At 44.7% G+C, this 25,266-nt stretch carries 18 protein-coding genes; 8 read left to right on the forward strand and 10 right to left on the reverse strand.

The genetic code is table 11. The features are described 5' to 3' along the window. The first annotated feature begins 114 nt into the window (after positions 1-114). Positions 115-3,300, forward strand: a complete 3,186-nt coding sequence (locus ACLGGO_RS06950) for a transglutaminase family protein (RefSeq protein WP_446418756.1) — start codon at positions 115-117, stop codon at positions 3,298-3,300. Positions 3,301-4,094: 794 nt separating this feature from the next. Here the strand turns inward: ACLGGO_RS06950 and ACLGGO_RS06955 are convergent. The 3 genes from ACLGGO_RS06955 to ACLGGO_RS06965 form a co-directional block, all read right to left on the reverse strand. Continuing rightward, positions 4,095-5,498: a ferredoxin:protochlorophyllide reductase (ATP-dependent) subunit N gene (locus ACLGGO_RS06955; RefSeq protein WP_446334842.1), complete on the reverse strand. Its 1,404-nt coding sequence runs from the start codon at positions 5,496-5,498 to the stop codon at positions 4,095-4,097. A 216-nt stretch (positions 5,499-5,714) separates the two neighbouring features. Then, complete coding sequence (gene bchL / locus ACLGGO_RS06960) at positions 5,715-6,581, reverse strand: ferredoxin:protochlorophyllide reductase (ATP-dependent) iron-sulfur ATP-binding protein (protein ID WP_446334843.1); 867 nt, start codon at positions 6,579-6,581, stop codon at positions 5,715-5,717. 415 nt (positions 6,582-6,996) lie between these two features. After that, entirely contained in the window at positions 6,997-7,251 is a 255-nt protein-coding gene (locus ACLGGO_RS06965; protein WP_446418757.1) for a hypothetical protein, read from the reverse strand. 180 nt (positions 7,252-7,431) lie between these two features. On the opposite strand from ACLGGO_RS06965, the gene ACLGGO_RS06970 reads away from it, so the two are divergent. Beyond that, positions 7,432-8,361: an Rpn family recombination-promoting nuclease/putative transposase gene (locus ACLGGO_RS06970; protein ID WP_446418758.1), complete on the forward strand. Its 930-nt coding sequence runs from the start codon at positions 7,432-7,434 to the stop codon at positions 8,359-8,361. A gap of 860 nt (positions 8,362-9,221) precedes the next feature. On the opposite strand, the gene ACLGGO_RS06975 is transcribed toward ACLGGO_RS06970, so the two are convergent. Beyond that, positions 9,222-9,773, reverse strand: a complete 552-nt coding sequence (locus tag ACLGGO_RS06975; RefSeq protein ID WP_446418759.1) for a hypothetical protein — start codon at positions 9,771-9,773, stop codon at positions 9,222-9,224. Between the two features lie 322 nt (positions 9,774-10,095). Beyond that, positions 10,096-11,319 carry a geranylgeranyl reductase gene (chlP, locus tag ACLGGO_RS06980; protein WP_446418760.1) on the reverse strand — a complete coding sequence of 408 codons (1,224 nt, stop codon included), beginning with the start codon at positions 11,317-11,319 and terminating at the stop codon, positions 10,096-10,098. A gap of 220 nt (positions 11,320-11,539) precedes the next feature. On the opposite strand from chlP, the gene ACLGGO_RS06985 reads away from it, so the two are divergent. Further along, positions 11,540-11,839, forward strand: coding sequence for a (2Fe-2S) ferredoxin domain-containing protein (locus ACLGGO_RS06985; protein ID WP_446418761.1), 300 nt, complete (start codon positions 11,540-11,542; stop codon positions 11,837-11,839). A gap of 64 nt (positions 11,840-11,903) precedes the next feature. Here ACLGGO_RS06985 and ygfZ read toward each other — a convergent pair whose 3' ends face one another. From ygfZ to ACLGGO_RS07005, 4 genes are all read right to left on the reverse strand, one after another. Next, the gene (gene ygfZ / locus ACLGGO_RS06990; RefSeq protein WP_446418762.1) at positions 11,904-12,968 is read right to left on the reverse strand and encodes a CAF17-like 4Fe-4S cluster assembly/insertion protein YgfZ; all 1,065 of its coding nucleotides are present in this window, start codon (positions 12,966-12,968) and stop codon (positions 11,904-11,906) included. A 98-nt stretch (positions 12,969-13,066) separates the two neighbouring features. Continuing rightward, positions 13,067-13,612 carry an RloB family protein gene (locus ACLGGO_RS06995; protein WP_446418768.1) on the reverse strand — a complete coding sequence of 182 codons (546 nt, stop codon included), beginning with the start codon at positions 13,610-13,612 and terminating at the stop codon, positions 13,067-13,069. A 71-nt stretch (positions 13,613-13,683) separates the two neighbouring features. Further along, positions 13,684-15,000 carry an AAA family ATPase gene (locus ACLGGO_RS07000; RefSeq protein ID WP_446418763.1) on the reverse strand — a complete coding sequence of 439 codons (1,317 nt, stop codon included), beginning with the start codon at positions 14,998-15,000 and terminating at the stop codon, positions 13,684-13,686. A 355-nt stretch (positions 15,001-15,355) separates the two neighbouring features. Continuing rightward, the gene (locus ACLGGO_RS07005; protein ID WP_446334850.1) at positions 15,356-16,939 is read right to left on the reverse strand and encodes a B12-binding domain-containing radical SAM protein; all 1,584 of its coding nucleotides are present in this window, start codon (positions 16,937-16,939) and stop codon (positions 15,356-15,358) included. Between the two features lie 255 nt (positions 16,940-17,194). Here ACLGGO_RS07005 and ACLGGO_RS07010 point away from each other — a divergent pair, with 255 nt between their 5' ends. Continuing rightward, positions 17,195-18,142 carry a cobalamin-binding protein gene (locus ACLGGO_RS07010; RefSeq protein ID WP_446418764.1) on the forward strand — a complete coding sequence of 316 codons (948 nt, stop codon included), beginning with the start codon at positions 17,195-17,197 and terminating at the stop codon, positions 18,140-18,142. 247 nt (positions 18,143-18,389) lie between these two features. Next, the gene (locus ACLGGO_RS07015) at positions 18,390-19,766 is read left to right on the forward strand and encodes a DNA phosphorothioation system restriction enzyme (protein ID WP_446418769.1); all 1,377 of its coding nucleotides are present in this window, start codon (positions 18,390-18,392) and stop codon (positions 19,764-19,766) included. A gap of 177 nt (positions 19,767-19,943) precedes the next feature. Here the strand turns inward: ACLGGO_RS07015 and ACLGGO_RS07020 are convergent, their stop codons facing one another. Next, complete coding sequence (locus ACLGGO_RS07020) at positions 19,944-21,125, reverse strand: SGNH/GDSL hydrolase family protein (RefSeq protein WP_446418765.1); 1,182 nt, start codon at positions 21,123-21,125, stop codon at positions 19,944-19,946. 506 nt (positions 21,126-21,631) lie between these two features. On the opposite strand from ACLGGO_RS07020, the gene ACLGGO_RS07025 reads away from it, so the two are divergent. From ACLGGO_RS07025 to ACLGGO_RS07035, 3 genes are all read left to right on the forward strand, one after another. After that, the gene (locus ACLGGO_RS07025; RefSeq protein ID WP_446418766.1) at positions 21,632-21,874 is read left to right on the forward strand and encodes a hypothetical protein; all 243 of its coding nucleotides are present in this window, start codon (positions 21,632-21,634) and stop codon (positions 21,872-21,874) included. Further along, entirely contained in the window at positions 21,871-23,937 is a 2,067-nt protein-coding gene (locus ACLGGO_RS07030; protein ID WP_446334854.1) for an AAA family ATPase, read from the forward strand. Before ACLGGO_RS07025 ends, ACLGGO_RS07030 begins: the two co-directional genes overlap by 4 nt. A 94-nt stretch (positions 23,938-24,031) precedes the next feature. Continuing rightward, on the forward strand, positions 24,032-25,266 hold a 1,235-nt coding region (locus ACLGGO_RS07035), incomplete at its 3' end, for a CHAT domain-containing protein (RefSeq protein WP_446418767.1).

Raw genomic sequence — 25,266 nt, forward strand, 5'->3', positions numbered from 1 at the left:
TCACTAACATCCTCCCAGATCAGAAATTGCATTAAATCATAAATTATCAATTATTAATTATCAATTATCAATTTCCTATTTCCTATTTCCAGACCAATGACAAAAGGATGACCAATGTCCATCAAAGTTAACCTAAATCATCAGCTTGCCTATCACTTCGAGCGCCCCGTTATTCTTGGTCCCCACACCCTAGGATTGCGTCCATCACCTCACTGTCGCACACCTATTCAAAGTTATTCTCTAACCATCCAGCCTCAAGAGCATAGCTTGACCTGGCAAAATGATCCCTACGGGAACAGCCTAGCCCGGTTGAATTTTCCTAAGCCTACCGATACTCTCGCTATTGAAGTCGATATTATTGCCCAACTGCAACCCATTAACCCCTTCAATTTCTTGGTGGAACAGTATGCTGAACGCTATCCCTTTAACTATGATCCCCAGCTACAAAAAGAACTGAGTCCTTTTCGAGAAATCAGCGAATCGGAAAAACTCTTATCAGCTTGGGTAGAAACGAATCGAAAAACTGATATCTATATTACGGAATTTTTAGGAACACTTAATCAACAGCTTGCCCAGGATATTTCTCATACCATTCGCTTAGAAGCCGGGATTCAATCCTGTGAAGAAACCCTGACAAAAAAAGTCGGTTCCTGTCGCGATACCGCCTGGTTACTGGTGCAAATCTTGCGGCATTATGGTTTAGCGGCGCGATTTGTTTCCGGTTATCTGATTCAACTCAAAGAAGACAACCCCCCTATAGATGGACCTCAAGGTATCGAAGCCGATTGTGCCGATTTTCACGCTTGGGCACAAGTGTATCTTCCTGGTGCCGGTTGGATTGGTTTAGATCCCACATCAGGTTACTTGGCGGCGGAAGGACATATTCCCCTTGTCTGTACTCCCAACCCAGAAGCGGCGTCTCCAGTGAGGGGAACCAGTGAATCTTGCCAGTCTCGATTGGAGTTTGCTGTAACGGTGTCGCGCCATGAGAACATCGCCAGCCCCAGTCAACCCTATACGGAAACCCAATGGCAAGAGATTGATACCTTAGGGAAAGCTGTAGAGGAAACGCTACAAGGTGCAGGTGTGGGCTTAACCATGGGAGGTGAACCCACTTTTGTTTCCATTGACGATTTTGAATCTCCCCAATGGCAAATTGCTGCCCTCGGTGATGAGAAACGGAAAATTGCCGGACAGTTACTCAAACGCTTAGAAGCCCGGTTTTCTAAGGGAGGTGGATTATTACATTATGGTTTAGGGAAATGGTATCCCGGCGAGATTTTACCCCGTTGGGCATTGGGATGCTATTGGCGCAGTGATGGTATTCCTATTTGGCGGAATCCAGAGTGGTATGCAGAGGAAGGGAAGAATTACAGTCATACACAAAAGCACGGAGAGTCTTTTATTCAGGCGTTAGCGAAGCATCTGGGTGTTAATCCAACCTGTATTATTCCAGCTTATGAAAATGAAGGGGACATCGGTGGGTATGTTTTACCGATATTACCAGTATTAAAAGATGAGCAATTGTATTGGACTACCTGTCATTGGCGATTCCCGGATGAGACGTTGAATCTTCTGGTTGGCGACTCCCCCGCCGGGTTCCGTTTACCCCTGAACTCCATAGATTGGTCTGAGGAATTGGTACAGGAAGGAATTGTACCCTTGGACGCTAACCCAGCCATACCAAGTCCTGAATTTATTGATTCGCCCGATAATGCGATTCGTATTGCTTTAAGTGTAGAAGCTCGGCAAGGAATTCTGCATATCTTTCTACCGCCTCTGACTTCAGCGCGAAGTTTCTTAGATTTAATCACCGCGATTGAACAGACAGCCGAAAAGGTCAAAACCCCGGTGTTAATTGAAGGCTATACGCCTCCCGGTAATGCGGGAATTGAAGGGTTTCAAATTACGCCTGATCCGGGTGTGATTGAGGTGAATATTCATCCAGCAGGAAATTGGCAGGAATTGGTTGATATTACCACAACGCTGTATGAAGAGGCGCGGCTTTGTCGTTTGGGGACAGAAAAATATACGTTAGATGGACGGCGAGTGAGTACGGGGGGCGGTGCTCATATTACGATTGGCGGCAAAACTCCATTAGAGAGTCCTTTATTAGGGCGTCCCGATTTATTAAGAAGTTTGATTAGTTATTGGCAAAATCACCCCAGTTTGTCCTATTTGTTTGCTGGGTTATTTGTTGGACCAACCAGTCAGTCGCCCCGTGTTGATGAGGCGCGACATGAGAGTTTGTATGAGTTAGAGATTGCCTTTCAAACGTTAAAACCGGGTGAGGAGGTATCGCCGGAATTAGTAGACCGATTGTTACGCAATCTATTGGTTGATGTGACAGGGAATACCCACCGCACAGCCTTCTGTATTGATAAGCTTTATCCGGTAGAAAATTACCGGAATCAGTTGGGCTTACTTGAGTTTCGGGCGTTTGCGATGCCTCCCCATCTGAGAATGAGTTTACTGCAAATGCTGCTGATTCGGGCGCTGGTGGCGTGGTTCTGGGATCATCCCTATACCCAGAACTTAATTCGCTGGGGGACGATGTTGCACGATCGCTTTCTGTTACCGTACTACATTGGTCAAGATTTGCGGCAGGTAGTCAGCGAGTTACAGGAGGCTGGGTATCCGTTTAAATGGGAGTGGTTTGAGCCGTTTTTTGAGTTCCGTTTCCCGCGCTATGGGGAGATTAACCGAGAGGGAATTGAGTTAGAATTACGACACGCGATCGAACCGTGGCATGTTTTAGGGGAAGAAACGGGTAATGGCGGAACGGCTCGTTATGTGGATTCTTCTATGGAACGGATTCAGGTAAGGCTGCGGGGAGCGATGGGACATTCCCCCAATCGAGATAATTTTTCATCCCGTTATCAGGTTACTTGTAATGGGTATCCGATACCGTTAAAGTCTACAGGAATACCGGGAGACTATGTGGGTGGGGTACGCTTCCGCGCCAGGGAATGTGCGGCGTTATTGCATCCTTCAATTAATTCTCATTCACCATTAGTATTTGACATTGTAGATACCTGGACTCAACGGTCAATTGGCGGCTGTCGCTATCATGTTAATCATCCCAATGGCATCGTTTATGATAAATTTCCCGTTAACCACCGGGAAGCGGAGTCACGTATGTTGGAACGGTTTATTCCTCAGGATCATACACCGGGAATAATTTCGATTCCACCATTATCATTGAGTCTGGAATATCCGTTGACATTAGATTTGCGACGGGTGAATTCGTTTAAGGAAGAAACATACAGCGCTGCGCGCTGTAATATTTACAGATACTGAAAGGCGGCATCAGCAGCTTGATGAACATTAAAATCATGTTTGAGCAACTCTTTTCCTATAGCCGTTTTCACTTTGTGCCACCAATGTTCAAATTGAAGTTTTTCTCAGACGTTCGATAGCTTAACCTATCTAACCTTAGTGGAAATCAAAACCAATCAAGCTAATGTGAAAACAACGCCTATTTATAAGAGACTCATCGCCTTTTCGGGAATGTGTTGCTCAGATGCAGTAAATTTTGATTCCTTGACACGCGATCGCTTAGGAAAGAGAAAATTCATGAAACTTAGTCAGGCTCTTACTCAGAGCGTTTCACTCATCGTCACTTCAGTGGGAATGATTTGTGGTATTGCGACTGTACCTACCTTGGCGGCAGGCTTATTGAGAATGAATAAGTGAATGAGAATGATAATCATCTGGGTGACGATCCAAGAGTCTGTTGGTTATCTTTAATTCTTAAATGCCCCCCAAAGCAGCACCCAGCAAGGGTCGCAAGGTTTTTGGGTCGGCGTGCGATCGCGTCCTATTGAAATTGCCTCTGAAATCCAGTCATGTCTTAGGATAACGCGGTTGATGATGCTGATTTATCGCCCTCGCAGTTATCGATAAACCTTTTTAGCCACTAAAGTGGCTACTACAAACGATCGCACCCTCTCCGGGTTGACTACCCGCTTGATAAGTTAGTCCGCGTAGGCGGACTTTGTTTGTGTAGCTGCGATTTAAATCGCCATCGCATAAAACTAACAAATAAACCCCCCGGAATCCGGAGGGTTGGAGAGATCTCAAAGGAGGAGAGATCAAACCTTCGCTTCTTCTTTCACCAACTTATCCCAACCCAAATCCTTGAGGCTGTTATTGCGACGCAGGGGACGAGTTGCCAACTCCAGAATATCCCGCGCATTGGTAAAGCCGTGAATCTGAGCAAATGTAAACTCAACGGACCACTTGGTATTAATTCCTCGCGCTTCTAAGGGATTCGCATGTGCCATTCCCGTAATTACCAAGTCCGGTTTCAACTCATAAATTCGCTGAATTTGATTGTAGTTATCCGGTTTCTCGATAATCTTCGGTGTCGGTACTCCCATCTCCTGACAGGTTTTCTCCAGCAGATCCAATTCCGCCTTTTGATAACGCTTATCCATATAGGGAATGCCAATTTCTGGACAAGTCATCCCGCAGCGAATCAGGAAACGAGCCAGGGAGATTTCCAGCAAGTTATCCCCCATGAAGAAAACCGACTTACCGCGTATTAACTTGACATATTCTTCCAGGTTTTCCCAAATATTCGCTTCCCGTTCATCTAACCCTTTCGGTTCAATTCCAAACACCGAACAAATCTTCTCAATCCAGGCGCGAGTTCCATCGGGACCAATGGGGAACGGTGCGCCGATTAGTTTACACTTGCGGCGACGCATTAAGGTTGTCGCGGTGCGGCTTAAGAAGGGGTTGACACCAGAGACATAATACCCTTCTTCAATCACGGGGAGTTCCGTATATCGCTTCGCGGGTAACCAACCAGAAACCTTAATTCCTTGCTTCTTCAGTTCTAGGGTAAGGTTTGTCACCACGGGGTCAGGTAACGAGCCAAATAATACTAGGGGTGGGTGATCCACATACTCCGATTCTTCAGCCGCTACCTCTTCTTTCTGGCGTCCAAAGTTGAGCAGTTTGGAAATCGCATTCCGTTCTTCTTTTTCCGCTTCTACTTTTGGTGCTTTACTGGGACATTTGTGAGCCATCGCCGCGAGGACTGTATCTTCCCCTTGAGTGAACGCATAGTCCAACCCATTCGCCCGCGCTGTAACAATGGGAATCCCAAGCTCCGCTTCCAGCTTCGGCGCTAAGCCTTCTAAATCCATCTTAATGATTTCCGTGGTGCAAGTGCCAATCCAGACAATTACACTAGGGTTGCGATCGCGCTTAATCTGTAAACATAACCGCTTCAGTTCTTCGTAGTCATTCAGTTGAGCGGAAATATCTCCTTCTTCTAATTCCGCCATCGCATAACGGGGTTCAGCAAAAATCATCACCCCCATGGCATTTTGCAGGAAATAGCCACAGGTTTTAGTCCCAATCACTAAGAAAAAGCTATCTTCAATCTTCTGATATAGCCAAGCCACACAGCTAATCGGGCAAAATGTATGGTAATTTCCAGTTTCGCATTCAAACTCTAGCGATTGGGGGTTTTGAAGCGCTGTCATAATTAATTCTCCTCTCTTCGTTTATTAAAATTTTCATTTGTCATTTGTCCGTTGTCTTTCGTAACTGTTCCTTATTTTTTGGTTCTCGGGTTTGGGTGAAGCATTTGGGAAGAAGCATTGATGTGACAGTGACAACAGATAGTCCCCCAAATGCTTCACCCCTACAAACCTACAAACCTAACCACAAATGACTAATGACCAATAACCAATGACTAATTAAACCATCATCAGGTCAAGTTCTTCTTCCTCTGATGTTACCTTGGGTTGTGGGGGATTCAGGTAGAAGTCAGACAGTAAGGAGAACAACTCGCGATCGGGGGAGTCGTTGGGAATGACTCCTTCTGGACGTGCCAATACTTGATCGGCAATATTGAGATAATAATCACACACAGGTGTCAGAGACGGATCAGTTTCTGCCATTTCAAAAATGGTTTTTCCCTTAACCCGAGAGATGCGAATATCTTCAATTAAAGGCAGAATTTCCAACACGGGAATGGGTACGGCTTCAATATACTTATCGATCAGATCCCGCTTCGAGGTACGATTCCCGATGAGTCCCGCTAGGCGCAAGGGGTGGGTACGGGCTTTTTCACGCACGGAAGCCGCAATTCGATTCGCCGCAAATAAAGCGTCGAAGCCGTTATCGGTAACGATCATGCAGTAGTCGGAATAGTTCAGAGGCGCAGCGAATCCCCCACAAACTACGTCACCGAGAACATCAAACAGAATTACATCGTACTCGTCAAAGGCATTGAGTTCTTTGAGTAGCTTCACCGTCTCACCGACAACATAGCCACCGCAACCTGCACCGGCTGGGGGTCCACCCGCTTCGACGCAATCAACGCCACCATAGCCTTTGTAGATCACGTCTTCGGGCCAAACGTCTTCGTAGTGATAATCCTTTTCCTGAAGCGTATCGATAATCGTAGGAATGAGAAAGCCTGTCAGGGTAAAGGTGCTGTCATGTTTCGGATCACAGCCAATTTGCAACACCTTTTTGCCGCGTCTGGCTAAAGCTACGGAGATATTACAGCTTGTTGTGGACTTACCAATACCGCCTTTTCCATAAACTGAGAGTTTCACGCTTCGTCGTCTCCTATCGTTTGGATCAAAACTGGAATGTTGTCGTAGCTATTAAATGAGCTGGCATCTGGGCTTGGGCTGAGTCGTCAGCCGTTGCTTACCGCCTGCTAATCGCATTATTGACATAACTCCTCTGGAAAGGAAAGGGGGAGTTGGAATGGGATGGGGTTTAAGTCTCCATCTAATGACGCCTATGAATGCCTAAAAGCTTTTATGGGTTCAGAATGACTCTGAAGCCAATTTAAGCAAATTATTCGAGTTTTGTGTATTTTATTTATATAAATGTGAACAAAAGCAAAAAATACGGGTAATTGACCTCAAGGCTGACCAAGCTGGCTCACTTTAGTGACCTGATTCCAGCTCAACGCTGACGGGAAATGGGGTATATAGATGGGGTTTGGCGCGATCGCATCCCCTAAGCTCGAAACGCCCTGATCCCCAAAAACCCTAGATTTACGTCAGTTATAGAACCTGCGATCGCGGGTTTGGCTTTCCTTCGGCAAGATGGTTGTAAATAAAGATTAATTTTTGTGGCAGTGATTACACTCGCCGCGATCGGCAACCACTGGCATAGCTTTAAATCTATGGTTGCAATATAAATATACATATAACCAAAAAACCAATGGTGTTGAGATCGTTCACCGGAGAAAGGCGGAGCGGGTTTAGTCACATCCCTTGTGCAACCAAAAAGATAATAGTGAAACCCGCCCCTACGCACGCGCCAGGTTCCCTATTGTTTTTAAATAGCATCAGGATAACCACAACCCAATAGAAAAGCCGCGACGCTTGTTTACTACTAAAATAAGATTACTAGCGCTCCTTTAACTTCAGGCTTAACAGGGATAAAACTATGAAATTTATCAGCCCCAAGGTCGATTATGCCTTTAAAAAAATATTCGGTTCAGAACAAAGCAAAGAGGTTTTAATCAGTTTCCTCAATGCCATTATTTATAATGGAGAGAAAATCATTCAATCTTTGACAATTGCCAATCCTTATAATCCAGGTCAGGCAATAACCTTAAAAGATACTTATTTAGACATAAAAGCTGTTTTAGCTGACGGCTCTGTTGTTATTATTGAAATGCAAATAGCGCGGGTGACAGCTTTTAGCAAACGGATCGTTTACAACCTGACTAAAGCTTATAGTAATCAGTTAGGAATTGGGGAAAATCACCTGATTCTCAATCCGGTGATCGCCGTAACGATTACGGATTTCATCCTGTTTAATAATACCCCAGATGTGATAAATCAATTTGTTTTTCAGGAAAAAAACAAAAATTTTAAATATCCTGATCCAGAATTGCAGCTAATCTTTGTAGAGCTACCGAAATTCAACAAAACATTGTCAGAGTTAACAAGTTTAAGCGATAAGTGGATTTACTTTCTAAAAGAAGCGGCTAGTCTTGATAATATTCCTAATAATTTGGGAGACGTGTCTGAGATAGAACTGGCTTTAAATATTGCTAACCAAGCTAAAATGACAGTAGAAGAGTTAGAAGTCGTGGAGCGGCGGGGGATCATGTTGCAAGATGAGAAAGGGCGGATAACCTATGCGGCAGAACAAGGGGAAGCAAAAGGAAGAGAGAAAGGACGTTTGCAAGAAGCGATTGCTCTAGTTATGCGTTTACTTAAAAAGCGTTTTGGAGAACTGCCAGAGGCGATAAGTACCAAAATTGAAAGCTTGCCTTTACAAGAGTTAGAAAATTTAACCGAGGAGATTTTAGATTTAAATCGTTTGGAGGATTTGGAACGTTGGTTAGACGAACATTCACCGTCTTAATCAGGTTTACGAGAATCTAGGTACGCCAATGGGTTCTCTTGGATCTGGGGTGGAAATTGTAGCAGGAAAATACAAAATAGATTTTGGTGATCACGCAAATGCTTAAATCTATCCTAGAATAATGTTTGTTTATCACCCTCAGTACAATGGCACTGAAATAAGCATTTTTTGATTAACGAAACCTTGATATACCGTAGGGTGGGCACTGCCCACCAGCATACCAGTCAGCGCCATTCACCCTAAGAAGGAGAGAGAGCAACCGGAAGTTGCTTTTTGGAGTTAGGGACTTTCAACCGGAAGTAACTCTCGGAACTCCCAATGACCAAGTTCACCTAAGCGGTTAATCAGTGCTACAGCCGTTTTTTAGCTTGATCATTACTGCTTTCAATAGCAGCAGATAGGATAATCTTATTATACACAGATCAATAGGTAATATAGCTTTCCCAAGCCGAATCCCATAGGTGAGATAAAGCCTCATCTGCTGGAAAAATTTTACTCACATTCTGACTCGCCCAGCCTGAATCAAGTAAAACTAGCCAAGGAAACCACTGACCATATACTGAACGAATTGCCTGTGATGGCTCATAATCTGGATCGAGATGTTCATCAAGTATCTGTCGAACTTATCTCTGGGTTGTACCTGCATCCTGATTATTCAAGTTAGGTTCTATTACAGCAAGCAGTAACTTAGCCAGTCCCAGTGCTTGTTTAACTTCTTTATCTCTCTTGGCAATCGCACAGAATGATAGTATGAGCCTTTCCAGCTTGATAACTTTTGCCCACCCTACCTAAAATTGACGGCTTTCAATTCTGGTAATTGATCTTCTGGCTATATAAGTCAACAATCTTCTTGAACCGAACTAATGTTTCAATCGTTTACGTCGATTACGACGCCGCAAGACTTGTGCTAATCGGATGGCTTCCCGTTCGGCTTTGAATAAATCTACCGATCGCGACGTCAGTAGAAATGCACCCGATGGTTTGTACTGCACCAAAGGTAGCTTAGTGATCTGATATTCACAGACATTAGAGATAATCGCTTGTGTTGACGAGTGCTGCACCTTCTGGAGAGTTCTCCAATCAGTATTAACTTGTGACGCGATCGCTTTGAGTTCTAACAACGCCGCTTCTAGCTCTGTCGATAGCTGATTAATGTGGGAAGCTTGATACTCTAACCGTTTCCAGCCTTCTCGGGTTCGTTGCTGTAGCACCCGCACAGACGATTGAAGCTCTAATGATAAAGGTGGTTGGGATTGAGACGTCATAGGTTGAGGTGGTGCATTGATTGCCATTCGGGAAACTGGATAGGGGGAACGATAACGCCTACGAGGTGGCTTTTTTCGGACGCGAGGTGGTTGACGCTGCATGAACTGGGAACGCAGGAATTGAAGTCCGGCTTGCAGTGTTTTCATGAGGATCTGGCTTTAGTTAGTACAAGTGTACTATATTAAGCGTGAAATAGCAAGAGGTTCCCTCATTGCCAATAAAGAAACTGCACCCCTTACTCAACCCTCTGTCAAGAAAGAAAGCCACAACTAAGAATCCCCCCTTTTACGAGAAAAGAGGGGACTCCCAAGGAATAGATTTAGGATTAGATAGACAGACAAAAGGAATGATACCAAATCCGCCTTTATCACCCCTTTTGCCACGGCGATTGAAATCGCTGCTACACAAACAAAGTCCGCCTGCGCGGACTAGGTTATAACGGGGATAGCTAACCCGGATTTGGTATAATTACGGTGCTAAAGCGTTTCCGCGCAACAGACTACCAATGGTTTTGGCAGTAATTTTGAGCTGCACTAAAGGATTAGCAGGTACAACCGTTTTGTACAAGTAACTGTCAAATGTGAGTCGCTGCACATCCAGATCCGAACACATCTCCACAAATGCTTCACGAGTCGCATCGGAGCGATAGAATACGGTTTGCAGAATATCCAGCACCTTATAGGTGATGCCATATTTCTTATCCCAACGCTTGAGATAAAGCTTGAGGTCATCTTCCGTGGGAATGCGAGTTCCACCATTGGAGGTTTCGACAATGGTTTCGGCGCACATCCGCGCTGATTTTGCCGCAAAGTAAATCCCTTCACCGGAAGATTTCGTTACTGTTCCGGCTGCGTCTCCAACTAACGCCACCCGACCAACAACTCGCCGAGGTCTGGGATGCTCTGGAATCGGGTGTGCTTCTACTTTGATAATTTCACCACCGACGAGTTTCTTGGCTGCACGAGCGCGAATCCCCGCCTGTAGCTTTTTAATTTTGGCTTGGTTAACCTTCATCGTACCCGTGCCAACGGCAACGTGGTCGTATTTGGGGAAGACCCAAGCGTAGAAGTCAGGAGAAACGTCGTTACCCACATACATTTCTGCCAGGTCTTCGTAGTAGTTCATCATGTCCCCTGGTAGGCGAATCCGCTCTTGGAACGCGATCGCATAATTGTAGTCCCCGGCGTCAATTGCCTTAGCCACGCGGGAATTAGCGCCATCAGCACCAATCACCAGGTCTACTTTCAGGGTTTTTTGTACGCCACTGAGACTCCCATCGGAATGGTCGGCGTAGTGAAGGGTATAGGGTTCTGTATTACTTGTGGGAATATCGACTTTATGAACAGTGCCATTAATTAAATTTGCACCCAACTTGGCAGCGCGGTTCCGCATGAAGCCATCTAGGACTTCGCGGCGGCACATGCCAATATATTCGTCTTCTTTTATCAGGTTGATATCCACCTCTATATTCGATGGCGAGATCATTTTCATCTTTCTGACTCGCCGATCGATAATCTCAGGTGGCAGGTCAAATTCACTAACCATACAGAGCGGAATGGCTCCGCCACAGGGTTTAGCATTGTCTAGCTTGCGCTCAAACAAATAGGTTTCGATTCCGGCTTTTGCTAGAGTCTCTGCGGCAGACGAGCCAGCAGGTCCTGAACCAACAACTGCAACCCTTAGTGCAGGCATGTTTTCTCCCAATCGTTTTCGAGGTACGGATGGCATGGTATCACGGACGTCTGGCTGATTTCATCACTTAGGTGCGATCGCGGCTCAATTTGAAATACAGCTTAACAATTCGCCGTAATAAAGCTTAATATTTGTCTTATGTCCTTTGTCTTGTGTCATTTGTCAAGAGACAGGCATCTCCATCGTTACAATTGAGAAAACTGTTCAATCCAATACTGGTATGTCAGCACCGCACTTGTCGCCAACACAGACAAGACAAATACTGGTATGTCAGCACCGTACTTGCCGCAAACAAGGTGCAGCAAAAGTCTTGGCAGCGTTTCAAGCCTCTGTTGTCAATGGAGTTACAGTTAGCGGTAGCCGCTGTCTAGGAGAATGTGGCAACGGTCCGATAGTCGTGGTTCTGCCTGAAGAAACCTGGTATTGTCGCGTTCACCCCGATGAAGTTCCCGCCGTAGTACAACGGCATATCAAAGACGGACAGCCCGTGAAGGCGATGCTTTATCGCAAGTACCATTGACCGAAGAAAGGCAGATGGCACAAGGGTGGGTTTTGTTGAGAGGTTATTGGTAGATACCACACCCCTATTGACTTCCATGGTATTCGTGGGTTAAAAAGGGAACATCCAAAACTTCACCGTCAACCTCTCCCACCTGAACCTTAAGACCAACGCCTCCAGCTTTGGTGCGGATATAGGCTAAACCTAAGTAACCTTGTTCCGTTTGAGTACAACTGGTTAACTTGCCTACTTTTTCCCCATCCACGGTTACCACGGTTCCCGGTTCCACAGGTGCTGGTAAACGCACTCCCCACAATTGCTGCTTGACACCCTTGTAAGTATTTAACCGCGCGATCGTTTCTTGACCGATATAACATCCTTTATCAAAGGAAATCGTATTCCACAACCCAGCTTCTAGGGGATTATAATCCTCTGTCAGTTCGTAATCGGGAAGTGGGCGCCCTTGTTCAATTCGCAACTGCTGCCATACGCGATCGCCCATTGGTGTAGCATTGGCTGTAGTTAAGGTTTGCCATAGCTTTGCCCCATCGCTGGCGGGGACAATTAAGGTATATCCAGGGAGTGCCAAACCACTTCCTCTAGCAATTCGCACATCTATATCATTTAGGTTTAGATGTTGATGACTGCCATATCCCTCTCCAATCGGCAACTGGACACCTAGCTTGGTCAAAAGGGTATCACTTTCAGGTCCAACTAGGCTAAAAATAGCAGTCTCATTCGAGATATCTCCCAATTCTACCCGATCCATAGGAAAGATATAGCGATCCAGCCATTCTAGTAACTGTTGACGCCGATTGGGAGATACTAAAAGTAATACCGCATCTTCAGTAACGTAAGTGGTTACCAGATCAATAGTACGGGCAGTTGAGGTAACAAAAACCGTATCACAACCTTGTCCTGGTTTCAGTTTCTGGAAATCATTGGTACTTTGATTATGCAAAAAGCGCAGTCTATCGTCATCGGAGATTTTCAGCAGTCCCCAATGGGATAGGTCAACTAAAGCCACCCCTTGACGCGCGGCTTGTATAGCGGCTGCATCATTGCCGAAACTGGTTGGCACTTGCACTTGGGCAACTGGCTCAAACGTTGCTCCTGCACTACGCTGCATCTCTTGTAAGGCTTGGCTCATACGTCAAATTCTGTAGTTAACCCAATACGGCTTGGTTCATAAAAATTGTAGAGTAAAAGATGAACATAGAAAACAGTCATTGGGAATTTGAGAAGAAGTTAACTGCTAAAATCTTTCTGTGCTTGCAGGTGGGTGACTATATGGTGTACTTTAGTTGATGGGTTATCACTCTCTGATAATTGCTTTTCTAATTTTTGAGCATTCGCAATAGCTTGATTAAGTTTTGGTTTCAGTAAACCGTAGTAACCTGATTGGCTTTTATCATAATCTTCAATGCCGACTTGCTTCAATTCCCTATTTAACTGCTCGATCACTTGTTTGCAATTTTCAAAGGGACTACTCGTATAGCGGTAATGGAGTAAAAACCAAAACTCAAAACAGGGAATAGACAAAATTGGCTTAATTGAATATCTATGGGCGTTCTCTCTAGCTTTCTTATATTCTGGTCTATCCCCATCAAAGATGCAAAAGACCTCCTCATAATCATTTTCATTACAGAGCTGAATAGCATTTTCAACGATATTGACGCAAGAGCCACCAGAACCTGAAACTACCTTTATGTTAGTTGTAGGTAATTTTAAATCATCTTTTAAGTCAGAAAAATAATTGTATTCTGTTTCACCTTCAACAACAATGAGAATAATTTTCTCGGTTGCCTATACCGTTTTTGACGCCTTAGTTTTTCCTCAGGTTTTCCTCGCTGCTTTGGCATAGTTTAAATATTGAGTCCACCGACAAATGGAATAGCTCCATATCGACCTTTTAGATAACCTTTTTGTAGGGATTCATCCTCACAAGGCTTAAATTCATGTAAGGAGTAGAGCTTGGTCATACTTTTATCTTTTTCTGTAAACCATATCTGATCGGGACGGAAAATTTCTCCATCGAGAAGACTCGTATCATGAGTTGTAAATATCAATTGAGCATTGTTTTTATTTATATCTGGATTATTAAAGATTCTAGCTAAGGCTGTTGACAAAACTGGATGTAGGCTTCTATCCAGTTCATCAATCATTAAAAGCTCTCCATCTTTAAGAACGTTCAGCCAAGGTCCAGCAAGTTCAAATAAACGTTGTGTTCCTTCAGATTCATCACCCATGTCCAGTGGTACAAATTTTTCAGAATCCATCATCTTATGCATAGCTTGAATCCCTAAAATATGAAAGTCATCCGCATTCATTTTTGGAGTTTTATTATTATTTTCGTTCCTTTGAATAACGTCTGTGATATTTTCAAATACTGTTTTAATTTCATCTGGCAAGGACGAAAAAGAGCGCATTTCTATCTCTATATCTGATATACCAATATCTGCTTGAATAAGAAGATTAACAACTTCTTGGCAAAATTCTTTGTCTTCCTGACATCTATGAGCAGTGTATGGACTAGAAAAATCTGGACTAATCAGATTTAAGTTTGTTCTAAACCACTGAAATACTTCTGTAAGCTGAGGATGATTATTTTGGGCAGCATGAGATAGAAACAAAGAATTGGGGCGCACAAATTTTTTAATTCGTTCCTTTTCTCCTTTTAATCCTGTTCCAAACGACCATTCATAGCCATCATCTGCCTTGAAGTCTGGATTTTCTGGATTGTAAGTACGAGAAAACCAAGTCTGGGCACGCCCTTTAGGATAGGCAAGTAGCCATTCTTCATAAACTCGCTTTTCGTCTAAAGTCAGTCCGTATTCATAACGAATTTGATTATTTATAAAAATAACTTCAAAGCTAGTGGGTTGCTTTTTGGATTCAGCATTCAACAAAAATGGTTCAATATCAAACTTATCACCCATTTGCATACGAGATGCTGAACTAACCACAATATTCCGTAATGTCTGCATGGCTCGCAGTAAATTACTCTTGCCAGATGCATTTGCACCATAGATTACAGCACTGGTGAGTAAGTGTAGATCCTTCGTTCTTGGCATAGGAAAACTATTGCTATGGAGCATCACTTCATCTTCCGAAGCCACCATACTTAAGGTTTGCCGTTCTTTAAATGAACGATAATTTTCTACACTGAACTCAACCAGCATACCTGATGTCTCACTTCATTAACTATCGAGTCTCATTCAAACATTACACCAAAAACCCTATTGAACACCTAATTAGATGGAGTAGGGGCGCACCGACGTGCGCCCAGAAATCAGTAAAATCTATTCCAAAATTTTAGCTGTGTCATGCCACTACAAGTAGAGGCTATACGTAATTTCCTACTAGCGGCAGAGCCGCTGAATAGCATTTCCAGCTAAAAGCTGGAAACGAGAATTGGTAAGGGTTGTGGCTTAAGTTGACACGCATGACCGACGTGTGCCCAGAAATCAGTAAAATCTATTCCAAAATTTTAGCTGTGTCATGCCGCTACAAGTAGAGGCTATGCGTAATTGTTTACTATACAATCACCGGATTTTTCCGATTCTCTGTAGAGGCTTTCGACTTTTCCTGCTGTGCTAAAAACTCCGCCAACTGTCCCTCAATCTGCTCCCTAACAATATGACGATATTCCATAAAATGCTCGTTGTGAGCGCAAACAATTAAATAATGCTCCCAAACCGCCGGATTCCGCCGAATCATACTAAACAAATGATGCCAAAACTTCCAGCGTGTTTTCCGTTTCACTCCCTGTCGCCAACAGACAATCGCCACTGCCTTTAAATCCACCCAACTCGGCAATTTAAACGGGGGTTTACACTTCGGTTCTCCCAGTTTAAGAAAATACCGATACACCCGATCTAAATATTGCTCTGGCTCATATAATTGCCAAAACGCTTCAACATATTCCCTGGCAATTTCTTCTAAAGGTCGCGTGGGGATAAAATTCATTAAAGTCGTCTGGTTAATATTGCCATCTTTCCCCCGGAGTCGTCCCTCCTTATCCAATCGATGCCACAAGGCTGTATTGGGTAAGGCTTGCAACATGGCAAAGGTTGTCGTTGGAATTCCCGTCTGTTCCGCAAATCGGACAATCCGCGAACCGGCACCAGATTTCTCGCCATCAAAGCCGACAATAAAGCCAGCAATCACCCGCAATCCAGCCTCAGTAATAATATCCACAGATTCCGCCAGTGAACTGCGGGTATTTTGGAATTTTTTAGTCAACTGTAAACTATCCTCATCCGGTGTTTCAATTCCCAGAAAGACAGCATCAAAATAGCACTCGACCATTAATTGCATGAGTTCGGGATCTTCCGCCAAATCAATGGAGGCTTCGGTATTAAATCGGAAAGGATACTGGTGTGCTTCTTGCCAAACCTTTAATTCTTTCAGCAATAACTTGACATTCCGTTTATTGCCAATGAAGTTATCATCGACCATAAACACACCCCGCCGCCATCCCAGTTCATAGAGATAGTCTAATTCTGCCAATAACTGGGCGGGTGTTTTCGTCCGGGGCTTGCGTCCATAGAGGACGATAATATCGCAAAATTCACATTGAAACGGACAACCCCGCGAGAATTGCACCGACATTGAATCATAAGCGTCAAATTCCAATAAATCAAACCGAGGAATTGGCGTGGTTGTCACATTCGGCTTTTCCCCATTAGCGCGGAAGATTCCTGTCTCATCTCCCCGTTGAATCGCCTCAACAAACAGAGGTAATGTAATTTCGCCTTCATCTAAGATCAGATAATCAGTCCCCGCCTCCTGCACCTCATCGGGAACAGAGGTAGGGAAAGGACCACCACAAGCGACACGCTTCCCTCGCCGTTTAGCTTCCCGGATTTGCGCCAGTAAATCCCCTTTTTGCACAATCATCGCCGAGAGAATCACAATATCCGCCCATTCCCATTCCGCTTCAGTGACGGCTCGGATATTGCGATCAACCAGTTTAAACTCCCACGTCTGTGGTAAAATAGCCGCAACAGTGACCAACCCTAACGGAGGAAGTAAAACTTTGCGATCGACTAATTCTAATATTTTTTCATAAGACCAGAATGTCTTGGGAAAAAGGGGATAGACAAGTAATGCTTTCATATTAGAACTAAATCACCTAAACTTTGGCATCGGATAATAGTACAAGTTTTAACACAAAAATCCGGTTAGATTAACAAATCCAACGTCATGAATTTCGAGTGAGTGCTTTACCCCCTAAAGCAAACTTGTCAGGAGATAACTTATCGTTTCTCGAATTCTACAAAACCTTCCCTCAAAACCTCTCAAATCCTCTGCGCCCCTCTGCGTACCCCTCTGCGTACCTCTGCGTTGAAAAAATATAATCTTCACTCCATCATGCCAACCTCTGACCTAAAAATAGTCTCCCTACTCCCCAGCGCCACCGAAATAGTCGCCGCCTTAGGCTTAACCGATGCAATTGTCGGGCGATCGCACGAATGCGACTATCCTCCCGAAATCCAGAATCGCCCCGTTTGTACCGAGGCGCGACTGGATGCAGAAAAACCCAGCGCCCAAATTGACCGGGATGTGCGTCGCTTAGTCAAGGATGCCCTGAGTATATACCAAATTAAAATCGATATCCTGGAAAAGTTACAACCCACCCATATTGTTACTCAAGATCAATGTGATGTCTGTGCGGTAAATTTTCCAGAGGTGGAGAAAGCGGTTGCTCAACTCACCCGTAGCCAGCCGAAAGTGATTTCCTTGCAACCGAATCAACTTAGCGAGGTTTGGGCAGATATTGAACGAGTGGCGGCTACATTAGGGGTAGACTCGCAACCCTTACTCAGTCAACTCCAGTCTCGTGTGGAGGCGATTCAGCAAAAGACACAGAACCTATCCCTAGCAGATCAACCCACAGTCGCCGCGATCGAATGGACTGATCCGTTAATGGCGAGTGGAAACTGGATTCCCGAATTAGTTGATATGGCGGGGGGTCATCATTTATTTGCCGCCTTGGGTAAGCATTCACCGTACTTAGAATGGGACGCACTGTTGAAAACTGACCCCCAGGTTATGATTATTATGCCCTGTGGTTTTGATTTAGAGCGCACCCGTAAAGAAACCCAGCAGTTAAGCCAGCGTCCAGAATGGTCAGAGTTACAGGCGGTACGGAATAAGAGAGTCTATATTACTGATGGGAATGCCTATTTTAATCGTCCAGGACCCCGATTAGTTGATTCCTTAGAAATTTTGGCAGAAATTCTGCATCCGGAATTATTTAGTTTTGGCTATCGGGGAACGGGTTGGGACGTTGTAGAGACGCGCCATGCTACGTCTTGAATCTTGTGTAGGGGCGGGTTTTACGACTAACATTTCTTACCTCGTAACCGATGTAACTAAACCCGCCCCGACTAGGTTATCATATCTATCGAAAACGTTATTATTTCGGGTTTGCTGCACATAAATTAATTGGGCGCACGCCATGCGATTGGGCGCACGCCATGCGATTGGGCGCACGCCATGCGATTGGGCGCACGCCATGCGCCCCTACGGTACGTCTTCCCTTGGAACCATCTGCCTTCAATACATGATATCACTAGGCTGTCCCCGGATACCCCCATCCCTGCACCTGCGTTCCTATCAGCAACAAGCGGTAACCAACTGGTTTGGCAATCAGGGACGTGGTACGCTGAAGATGGCAACAGGGAGTGGCAAGACAATTACCGCACTCGCGATCGCAACCCAACTCTATCACCAAATTGGCTTACAAGTCTTACTCGTTGTTTGTCCCTATCGCCATCTGGTTACCCAATGGGCGCGAGAATGTCAGACGTTTAATCTAAAACCGATTCTGGCGTTTGAAAGTGTACACCATTGGCAAAATCAACTCTCTTGTGCCCTTTATAACTTACAATCGGGTAATCAATCCTTTCTGACGATTATCACCACCAACGCCACATTGATCACAGAGAGGTTACAATCTCAACTCAAGTACCTTCCCCCAAAAAGCTTAATTGTGGGTGATGAAGCCCATAACTTAGGGTCTCGACGCTTGGAAGAAAGTTTACCACGCAACATTGGCTTACGGCTTGCCCTATCGGCTACACCAGAACGCTATTTTGATGAAGAAGGAACCCAAGGGTTATTCAACTATTTTGGCTCAGTCTTGCAACCTGAACTAACTCTAGCCGATGCGATTCGCCAAGGGGCATTAGTTAACTATCTCTATTATCCGATATTAGTGGAATTAACCGAAACCGAATCAATCGCCTATGCCAAGTTTACTAAACGCATTGGCTGGGCGCTAATGGATAATCAAGATAGCGACATCCAGAATAATGATACTGTAACCGCCCTCTTAATGCAACGCGCCCGTTTAATTGGGTCAGCCGCTAATAAGTTAACCGCATTGCGAGAGTTAATGGCACAACGGTTAGAAACTTATCACACCTTATTTTATTGTGGAGATGGTTCAGTTGAAGGGAATGTGAGTCAGGAAACCACTCGTCAATTAGCAGCAGTAACCCGGTTATTAGGAATTGAACTGGGATATCGGATTAATACCTATACAGCAGACACACCGTTAACGGAACGAGAGGAATTGCGTCATCAATTTGAAACCGGGAAATTACAAGGATTGGTGGCGATTCGCTGTCTTGATGAAGGAGTAGATATTCCGGCGATTCAAACGGCTGTTATTCTTGCCAGTAGTGGGAATCCCCGCCAGTTTATTCAACGACGGGGGCGGATTTTGCGTCCGCATCCTGATAAGGAACGGGCGACGTTATTTGATATGATTGTTCTCCCTCCAGATTTAGGGCGAGAAACCTTAGATGTGGAACGGAATTTACTGAAAAAAGAGTTAAAACGGTTTTTAGAGTTTGCTGACTTAGCTGATAATGCGGGAGAAGCCCGACTGAAATTGCTGCAACTTCAAAAACGGTATGGGTTGCTGGACCTATAAAGTTCATCACCCTAAATCCGATTTAACCCAATCGGTAGGGTGTTGGGGCGGGTTTTACTGTTATCGTTCCTGGTTTACCCAGATGTGACTAAACCCGAAGGTGTAGGGGCGGGTTTTACTGTTATCGTTCCTGGTTTACCCAGATGTGACTAAACCCGCCCCGACTAAGCCCAATAATTAAGTCGTTAAACTCTCCTCTTCTGTCTTAGATTTCTGCTGGGCTCTCTTGAATTTCTTGTGGGCTAACCAACCGAGTCCCAACAATCCCAATGCGGCGGATGAACCGGGTTCAGGAACCGACTGCGGTTCTGACTCCAGGGCTAAGAATGCATCGGTAGCGAGTTGTTCATGGGCGACGGTGGTTGGGTGAATCCCATCCCAGAATAAATACTCGTCTGGATTGTCACAGACTTTAAAATCTTGTGTTCCATCTAATTTCCCGTCATCCTTGAGGGGTTCAATGCAAGAGTCGGTGACATTGGTGAAACCCTTTGCTTCTGGATTGGCGATGGTTTTATTCAGGAGCGAAAAAGCATCAAGCTGTACGATATTGATGTTATCCAATTGACTCAAGTTATCAAGACTTGCACCTAATAGAGTGTTATGGGTCTGAGATAATGAGGTAAGAGCCATGGACATGTCATTACCCATGCTCAGTACGCGAGGGGTTTTGCCTAAATCTGGCAAATTGGGTACGAGGAAATTACGCGCCCCTAAATCGTAGAGCGTTTGTACCGCTTCAGCTAAATTGCCTACTGTTTGCATGGGGTTAGGGTCAGATACAAGCTGATAATCATTAGGACCTCCCCATACAATATAGAGTGCATCCTCATCGGCTTGTTGACCCGCTACCGCTAGGTCATCTTCAAACCAATCAACCTGAGTTAATATTCCTGGTATCAGTTCACCAAGCTCACCCACCCCTTGAGTACCCGTTTGAGCTGCACCGAAGGCGAAGTTTACGCTGTTGGTAGCTGTCGCACCATTAAAGAATGGGCTAACTTGAGGTTGACCGTTAACGAATGCGATAGGAGAAGGTATATTAGAACCGGGAAACAACACGGATAATTCTGTAGAAGGTATCAGATTTATTCCTAAATCCTGTGCTAAATAATCGCTCCAAACTAAATCATTAGAAAAACGTCCGTCCTCGTCGTAGGGAGGAATCGTAGGTTCAACGGGTATTTCAAGTTGTTCAGGCAGTAGAATATTAGCGGCAGTTGTGGCATTGTAAATGTTACCGGGATCTGAGAGACTATCCCCAAAGACATACAGTTTGCTGAATGTAGCCGCTAAAGCCTCTGCGGGCAACATGAAGGAAAGGACGGTAAATCCTAGAGCGACGATTGGTTTTTTCATGAGAGGTCTTCACAGTTATTACTAATGTGGACAATGAGGTTGTGGCATAGACTCCCTGGAAAATCAGGGTATCGTCTGTGCCTCAATAGGTTTGTATGCAGAGAATTGTGATGAATCTTTATGGGGTTATAACTAACCTAGCCTACCCACCATCAGGTCTTAGGTTGTTATAGTAGAGAGTGACATCAAAACAAGGTAGAAAGGTGATGAACAATAACGACCACCTAGTCTTACCGATAATCATGTATCCGTGAGCTGTAACCGTCACAGACCATGAACAACCTTCTCAAGTCAGCTTTTAATCCTACTCCTTAAAAGCCAACAAAGCGACCATCGTTTAACTAAATGCATGATTCTTCATGAACAAACACCCTGCTTAAATTAAGTATACATTACATTATTTTCCTCTGGGAGTAAATACAACACATAAGTTAAAGATTTCATAAAGAAATACAAATAAAGAATGAATATAATCGTAATTTAAGGTTTCGTCAACCCCCGATGTGATGACTTTTAAATATCCAGACATAGCCACTCAAGCAATCTCCAGAATTTTATCGGAAAAGCGTTCCGCCTATAATCGACAGGGGGCGTTATTTGACGTACAAGAACCGATTACCAGTGCGTCGCCAGAGGTGCGTCAGATTATAGAGAGAGTGTTACAAGCCGAAAAAGATAAGCTTTATATGAAGATCCCCCGCTATATTAATGATGACATCTTGAGAATTGTCAAGGAAGAAGTACAATGAAGTTGAGGTCAATCCGGCTGTGCAACTTTCGCCAGTTTTACGGTAAGACACCAGAAATCACTCTGGCAACTGGCGATCGCAATACGACGGTGATTCATGGGAACAACGGAGCCGGAAAGACTACGCTATTAAATGCCTTTACCTGGGTTCTGTACGAGAAATTCACGGCGGCGTTTGCGTCTCAAGAACAACTGGTGAACAAACGGGCAATTAACGAAGCCGCCCTGAAAGAATCGGTAGAATGTTGGGTAGAAATTGGTTTTGAGCATCAGAATAAACGCTATCAGGCAAAGCGACTGTGCCGTGCTTACAAGACGGAAGCGGGGGTGGAACAGGGTAAAAGTGAACTATACCTGCAAATTGCCGATGATGATGGTCGCTGGCTCCTACCGCAACAACTGCCAGAGGATATCATAGGGCGCATCTTACCTGCAAGTTTACATCAATACTTCTTCTTTGACGGGGAGCGGATCGAGCAAATTGTCCGATCTGATAAAAAAGCCGACATTGCTGAAGCGACGAAGACGTTGCTCGGCGTCGAGGTGTTAAATCGCTCAATCAAGCATCTCAAGGAAGCCAGAAAAAGCTTAGAATCTGAATTATCTTTAATTGGCGATTCAGAAACTCAAAAACTGCTCAAAGAACAAAAGCAACTCGAACAAAAAAGTCACAACCTGGCAAATCGACAAGTGGAAATTGACCAGGAATTAGCCCACCACGATGAATTAAAGCAAACCTTGAGTAGTCGCTTATTAGAACTCGGTGGCGCGACAGAGTTGCAACAGCTACGGGATGAACTCGAAGCGCAGCAAATATTACATCGAGAACAGCTCAAACAAGCCAAAGATAGCCTCAAACGTATCCTGTCTACACGCGGCTATACCGTGTTGCTATCGCAGATGATTACAGACTTTCACTCCATTGTCGAAGAGTTGCGATCGCGCGGCGAACTTCCGGTGGGGATTAAACAGCAATTTGTCCAGGATTTACTGCACAGCCAGCGCTGTATCTGTGGTACCCCATTACAGGAAGGAACCTCAGCCTATCAGCAGGTTGCAGCCTGGATGGATAAAGCCGGATTAGCTGATGTGGAAGAAACGGCGATTCGTTTAGGAGTACAGGTTAGTGAAATTAAACGGCAAATCCCCGGATTTTGGACAGATATTGATCAGCAACAGATGATTCTATCTCAAGAACGAGCAGAACTCTCTCGCATTGAAACCCAACTCGATGATATTAGAAAGAAACTGATCACGTTTCCAGATGAGGATATTAGTCAACTGCAAAAGCGCTTAGATGAAATCGATACAACCTTTCGCGATTTAACCTTAGAAAAGGGTTCAAATCAGCATAAAATTGAACAGTTAAACACTGATATCCAAGCCATACTCAAGCAAATTGCCAAGCATAAAATGAATGAAGCGAAACAAGCCTTGGCGCAGCGACGGATTGCTGCAACTCAGGATGCTATTGAACGGTTAATCGAAGTCAGAATCCGACTAGATAATCAGTTTCGCACGTCATTAGAAAAGCGAGTCCAGGAAATTTTTGCCGGGATTTCCTTCACCCCCTATCTCCCTAAACTGAATGAGAACTATGAATTAACTTTAGTGGAAACCACCACGGGAAACGAGGAAATCGTGGCGGCGTCTACAGGAGAAAACCAAATTCTCAGCCTTTCTTTTATTGGTGGAATTATTGATCGGGTGCGGGATTGGATTCAAGAACACGCGCTGATGGGACCCGACAGTAGCACATTTCCCATCGTTATGGATTCACCCTTTGGCAGTTTAGATGAAATTTACCGCCGCCAAATTGCTCAAACCCTTCCTACTTTAGCTAATCAGTTAGTCGTGTTAGTCACCAAGACTCAATGGCGAGGGGAGGTGGCGAAAGAGATGGAACCCTATATCAGTCGAGAATATGTCCTGGTTTACAATTCACCCAAACCAGAGTGCGATCGCGACTGGATGGAACTAGGAGGCGTTCGTTATGATTTAGTCAAACCGAGTCCGAATGAGTTTGAATATACAGAAATTGTGGAAGTAGAGTATGTGTTTTAGTGAAGCTGTTTAACCGGATTGGATAGTATAGGGTTATTCAATGTCTTGATATTTATCGGTTTAGTATAGATTTGCCTGAATAGTCTCATAACCAATGACCATTATTACGATTCGGGAACAGCAGTCAACGGATAGCGGATTTACTGCGACTCTCAGTTTTGATGGGCGGGTGAATTATCCCATCGCGATTACTGATCCTTTCACCCCGAAACAAGAACAGATTCTGGAATGGTATTTTGAGGAATGGCTGGTTTTTCCCCAATTGGGAACAGTGAAGGCGGAACAGGCGAAGGAATCGGTTAAGGCTTACGGGGAACAATTATTTGAGCAGGTATTTAGAACCAATATTGACGCCTATAGCGAGTATCGGCAAATCCGGGGGAATTTAAGTCAGATTCTAATTGAGATTGAAAGCCAGACGCCAGAGTTTCAAGCCCTCCATTGGGAAGCCCTGCGTGATCCGGATTTACCCCGTCCCCTGGCGGTGGATTGTCTGATGCTGCGGAAGCATACTAAACCGGTTCCCATTGGCGCAAGTATGCCAGCATTTCCGGTAATTAATTTACTCTTGGTGACAGCACGACCGGATCAGGAAAGGGATGTAGGCTATCGTACCATTTCCCGTCCCTTAATTGAAGCGATTGAGACGGCAAAGTTACGGGTGAATGTGGAGTTATTGCGTCCGGGAACGTATCAAGCCTTATCGAAACATCTAGAGGAGAAAGGGGCGGGATATTATCATATTATTCATTTTGACGCCCATGGCTCATTGATGAGTTATGACCAAGTGCACAAGGGGATAGAAAAGAAGCGGTATACATTTCAGGCGCGGTGGGGGCGAGAGGATATTTCTCCATATCCGGGAGTGAAGGCGTTTCTATTTTTGGAGGGGGAAACTCAGGGAAAGGCTGATCCGGTGGAGGCGTCAGAATTAGCCAATTTATTAACCGGAAAAGGAATTCCCGTCTGTATTTTAAACGCCTGTCAATCCGCCAAACAAATCCGAGGAGATACATCAAACCCCGCACCCGTAAACCCGGTAAACCCGGTAAACCCGGTAAACCCCGTAAACCCGGTAAACCCGGTAAACCCCGTAAACCCCGTAAACCCGGTAAACCCGGTAAACCCCGTAGGGGCGAAGCATTCGCGCCCAGATATGTCGGTTGTTTCATCAAATGAAAACGCGAATGCTTCGCCCACACCCACATCAAACGCGACAACATCTCCCATCCTCCATCCCCCATCCCCAACATCGCGCCCAGATATGTCGGTTGTTTCATCAAATGAAAACGCGAATGCTTCGCCCACACCCACATCAAACGCGACAAC

Origin of the sequence: Coleofasciculus sp., from assembly GCF_046565525.1 — a bacterium.
In the GTDB taxonomy this organism is placed as follows: domain Bacteria; phylum Cyanobacteriota; class Cyanobacteriia; order Cyanobacteriales; family Coleofasciculaceae; genus Coleofasciculus.

Coding starts and splice junctions, on each gene's coding strand:
- ACLGGO_RS06950 (WP_446418756.1), top strand. CDS start 115: ATGTCCATCAAAGTTAACCTAAATCATCAGCTTGCCTATCACTTCGAG.
- ACLGGO_RS06955 (WP_446334842.1), bottom strand. CDS start 5,498: ATGACAGCGCTTCAAAACCCCCAATCGCTAGAGTTTGAATGCGAAACT.
- ACLGGO_RS06970 (WP_446418758.1), top strand. CDS start 7,432: ATGAAATTTATCAGCCCCAAGGTCGATTATGCCTTTAAAAAAATATTC.
- ACLGGO_RS06975 (WP_446418759.1), bottom strand. CDS start 9,773: ATGAAAACACTGCAAGCCGGACTTCAATTCCTGCGTTCCCAGTTCATG.
- chlP (WP_446418760.1), bottom strand. CDS start 11,319: ATGCCTGCACTAAGGGTTGCAGTTGTTGGTTCAGGACCTGCTGGCTCG.
- ACLGGO_RS06985 (WP_446418761.1), top strand. CDS start 11,540: ATGTCAGCACCGCACTTGTCGCCAACACAGACAAGACAAATACTGGTA.
- ygfZ (WP_446418762.1), bottom strand. CDS start 12,968: ATGAGCCAAGCCTTACAAGAGATGCAGCGTAGTGCAGGAGCAACGTTT.
- ACLGGO_RS07000 (WP_446418763.1), bottom strand. CDS start 15,000: ATGCTGGTTGAGTTCAGTGTAGAAAATTATCGTTCATTTAAAGAACGG.
- ACLGGO_RS07005 (WP_446334850.1), bottom strand. CDS start 16,939: ATGAAAGCATTACTTGTCTATCCCCTTTTTCCCAAGACATTCTGGTCT.
- ACLGGO_RS07010 (WP_446418764.1), top strand. CDS start 17,195: ATGCCAACCTCTGACCTAAAAATAGTCTCCCTACTCCCCAGCGCCACC.
- ACLGGO_RS07015 (WP_446418769.1), top strand. CDS start 18,390: ATGATATCACTAGGCTGTCCCCGGATACCCCCATCCCTGCACCTGCGT.
- ACLGGO_RS07020 (WP_446418765.1), bottom strand. CDS start 21,125: ATGAAAAAACCAATCGTCGCTCTAGGATTTACCGTCCTTTCCTTCATG.
- ACLGGO_RS07025 (WP_446418766.1), top strand. CDS start 21,632: ATGACTTTTAAATATCCAGACATAGCCACTCAAGCAATCTCCAGAATT.
- ACLGGO_RS07030 (WP_446334854.1), top strand. CDS start 21,871: ATGAAGTTGAGGTCAATCCGGCTGTGCAACTTTCGCCAGTTTTACGGT.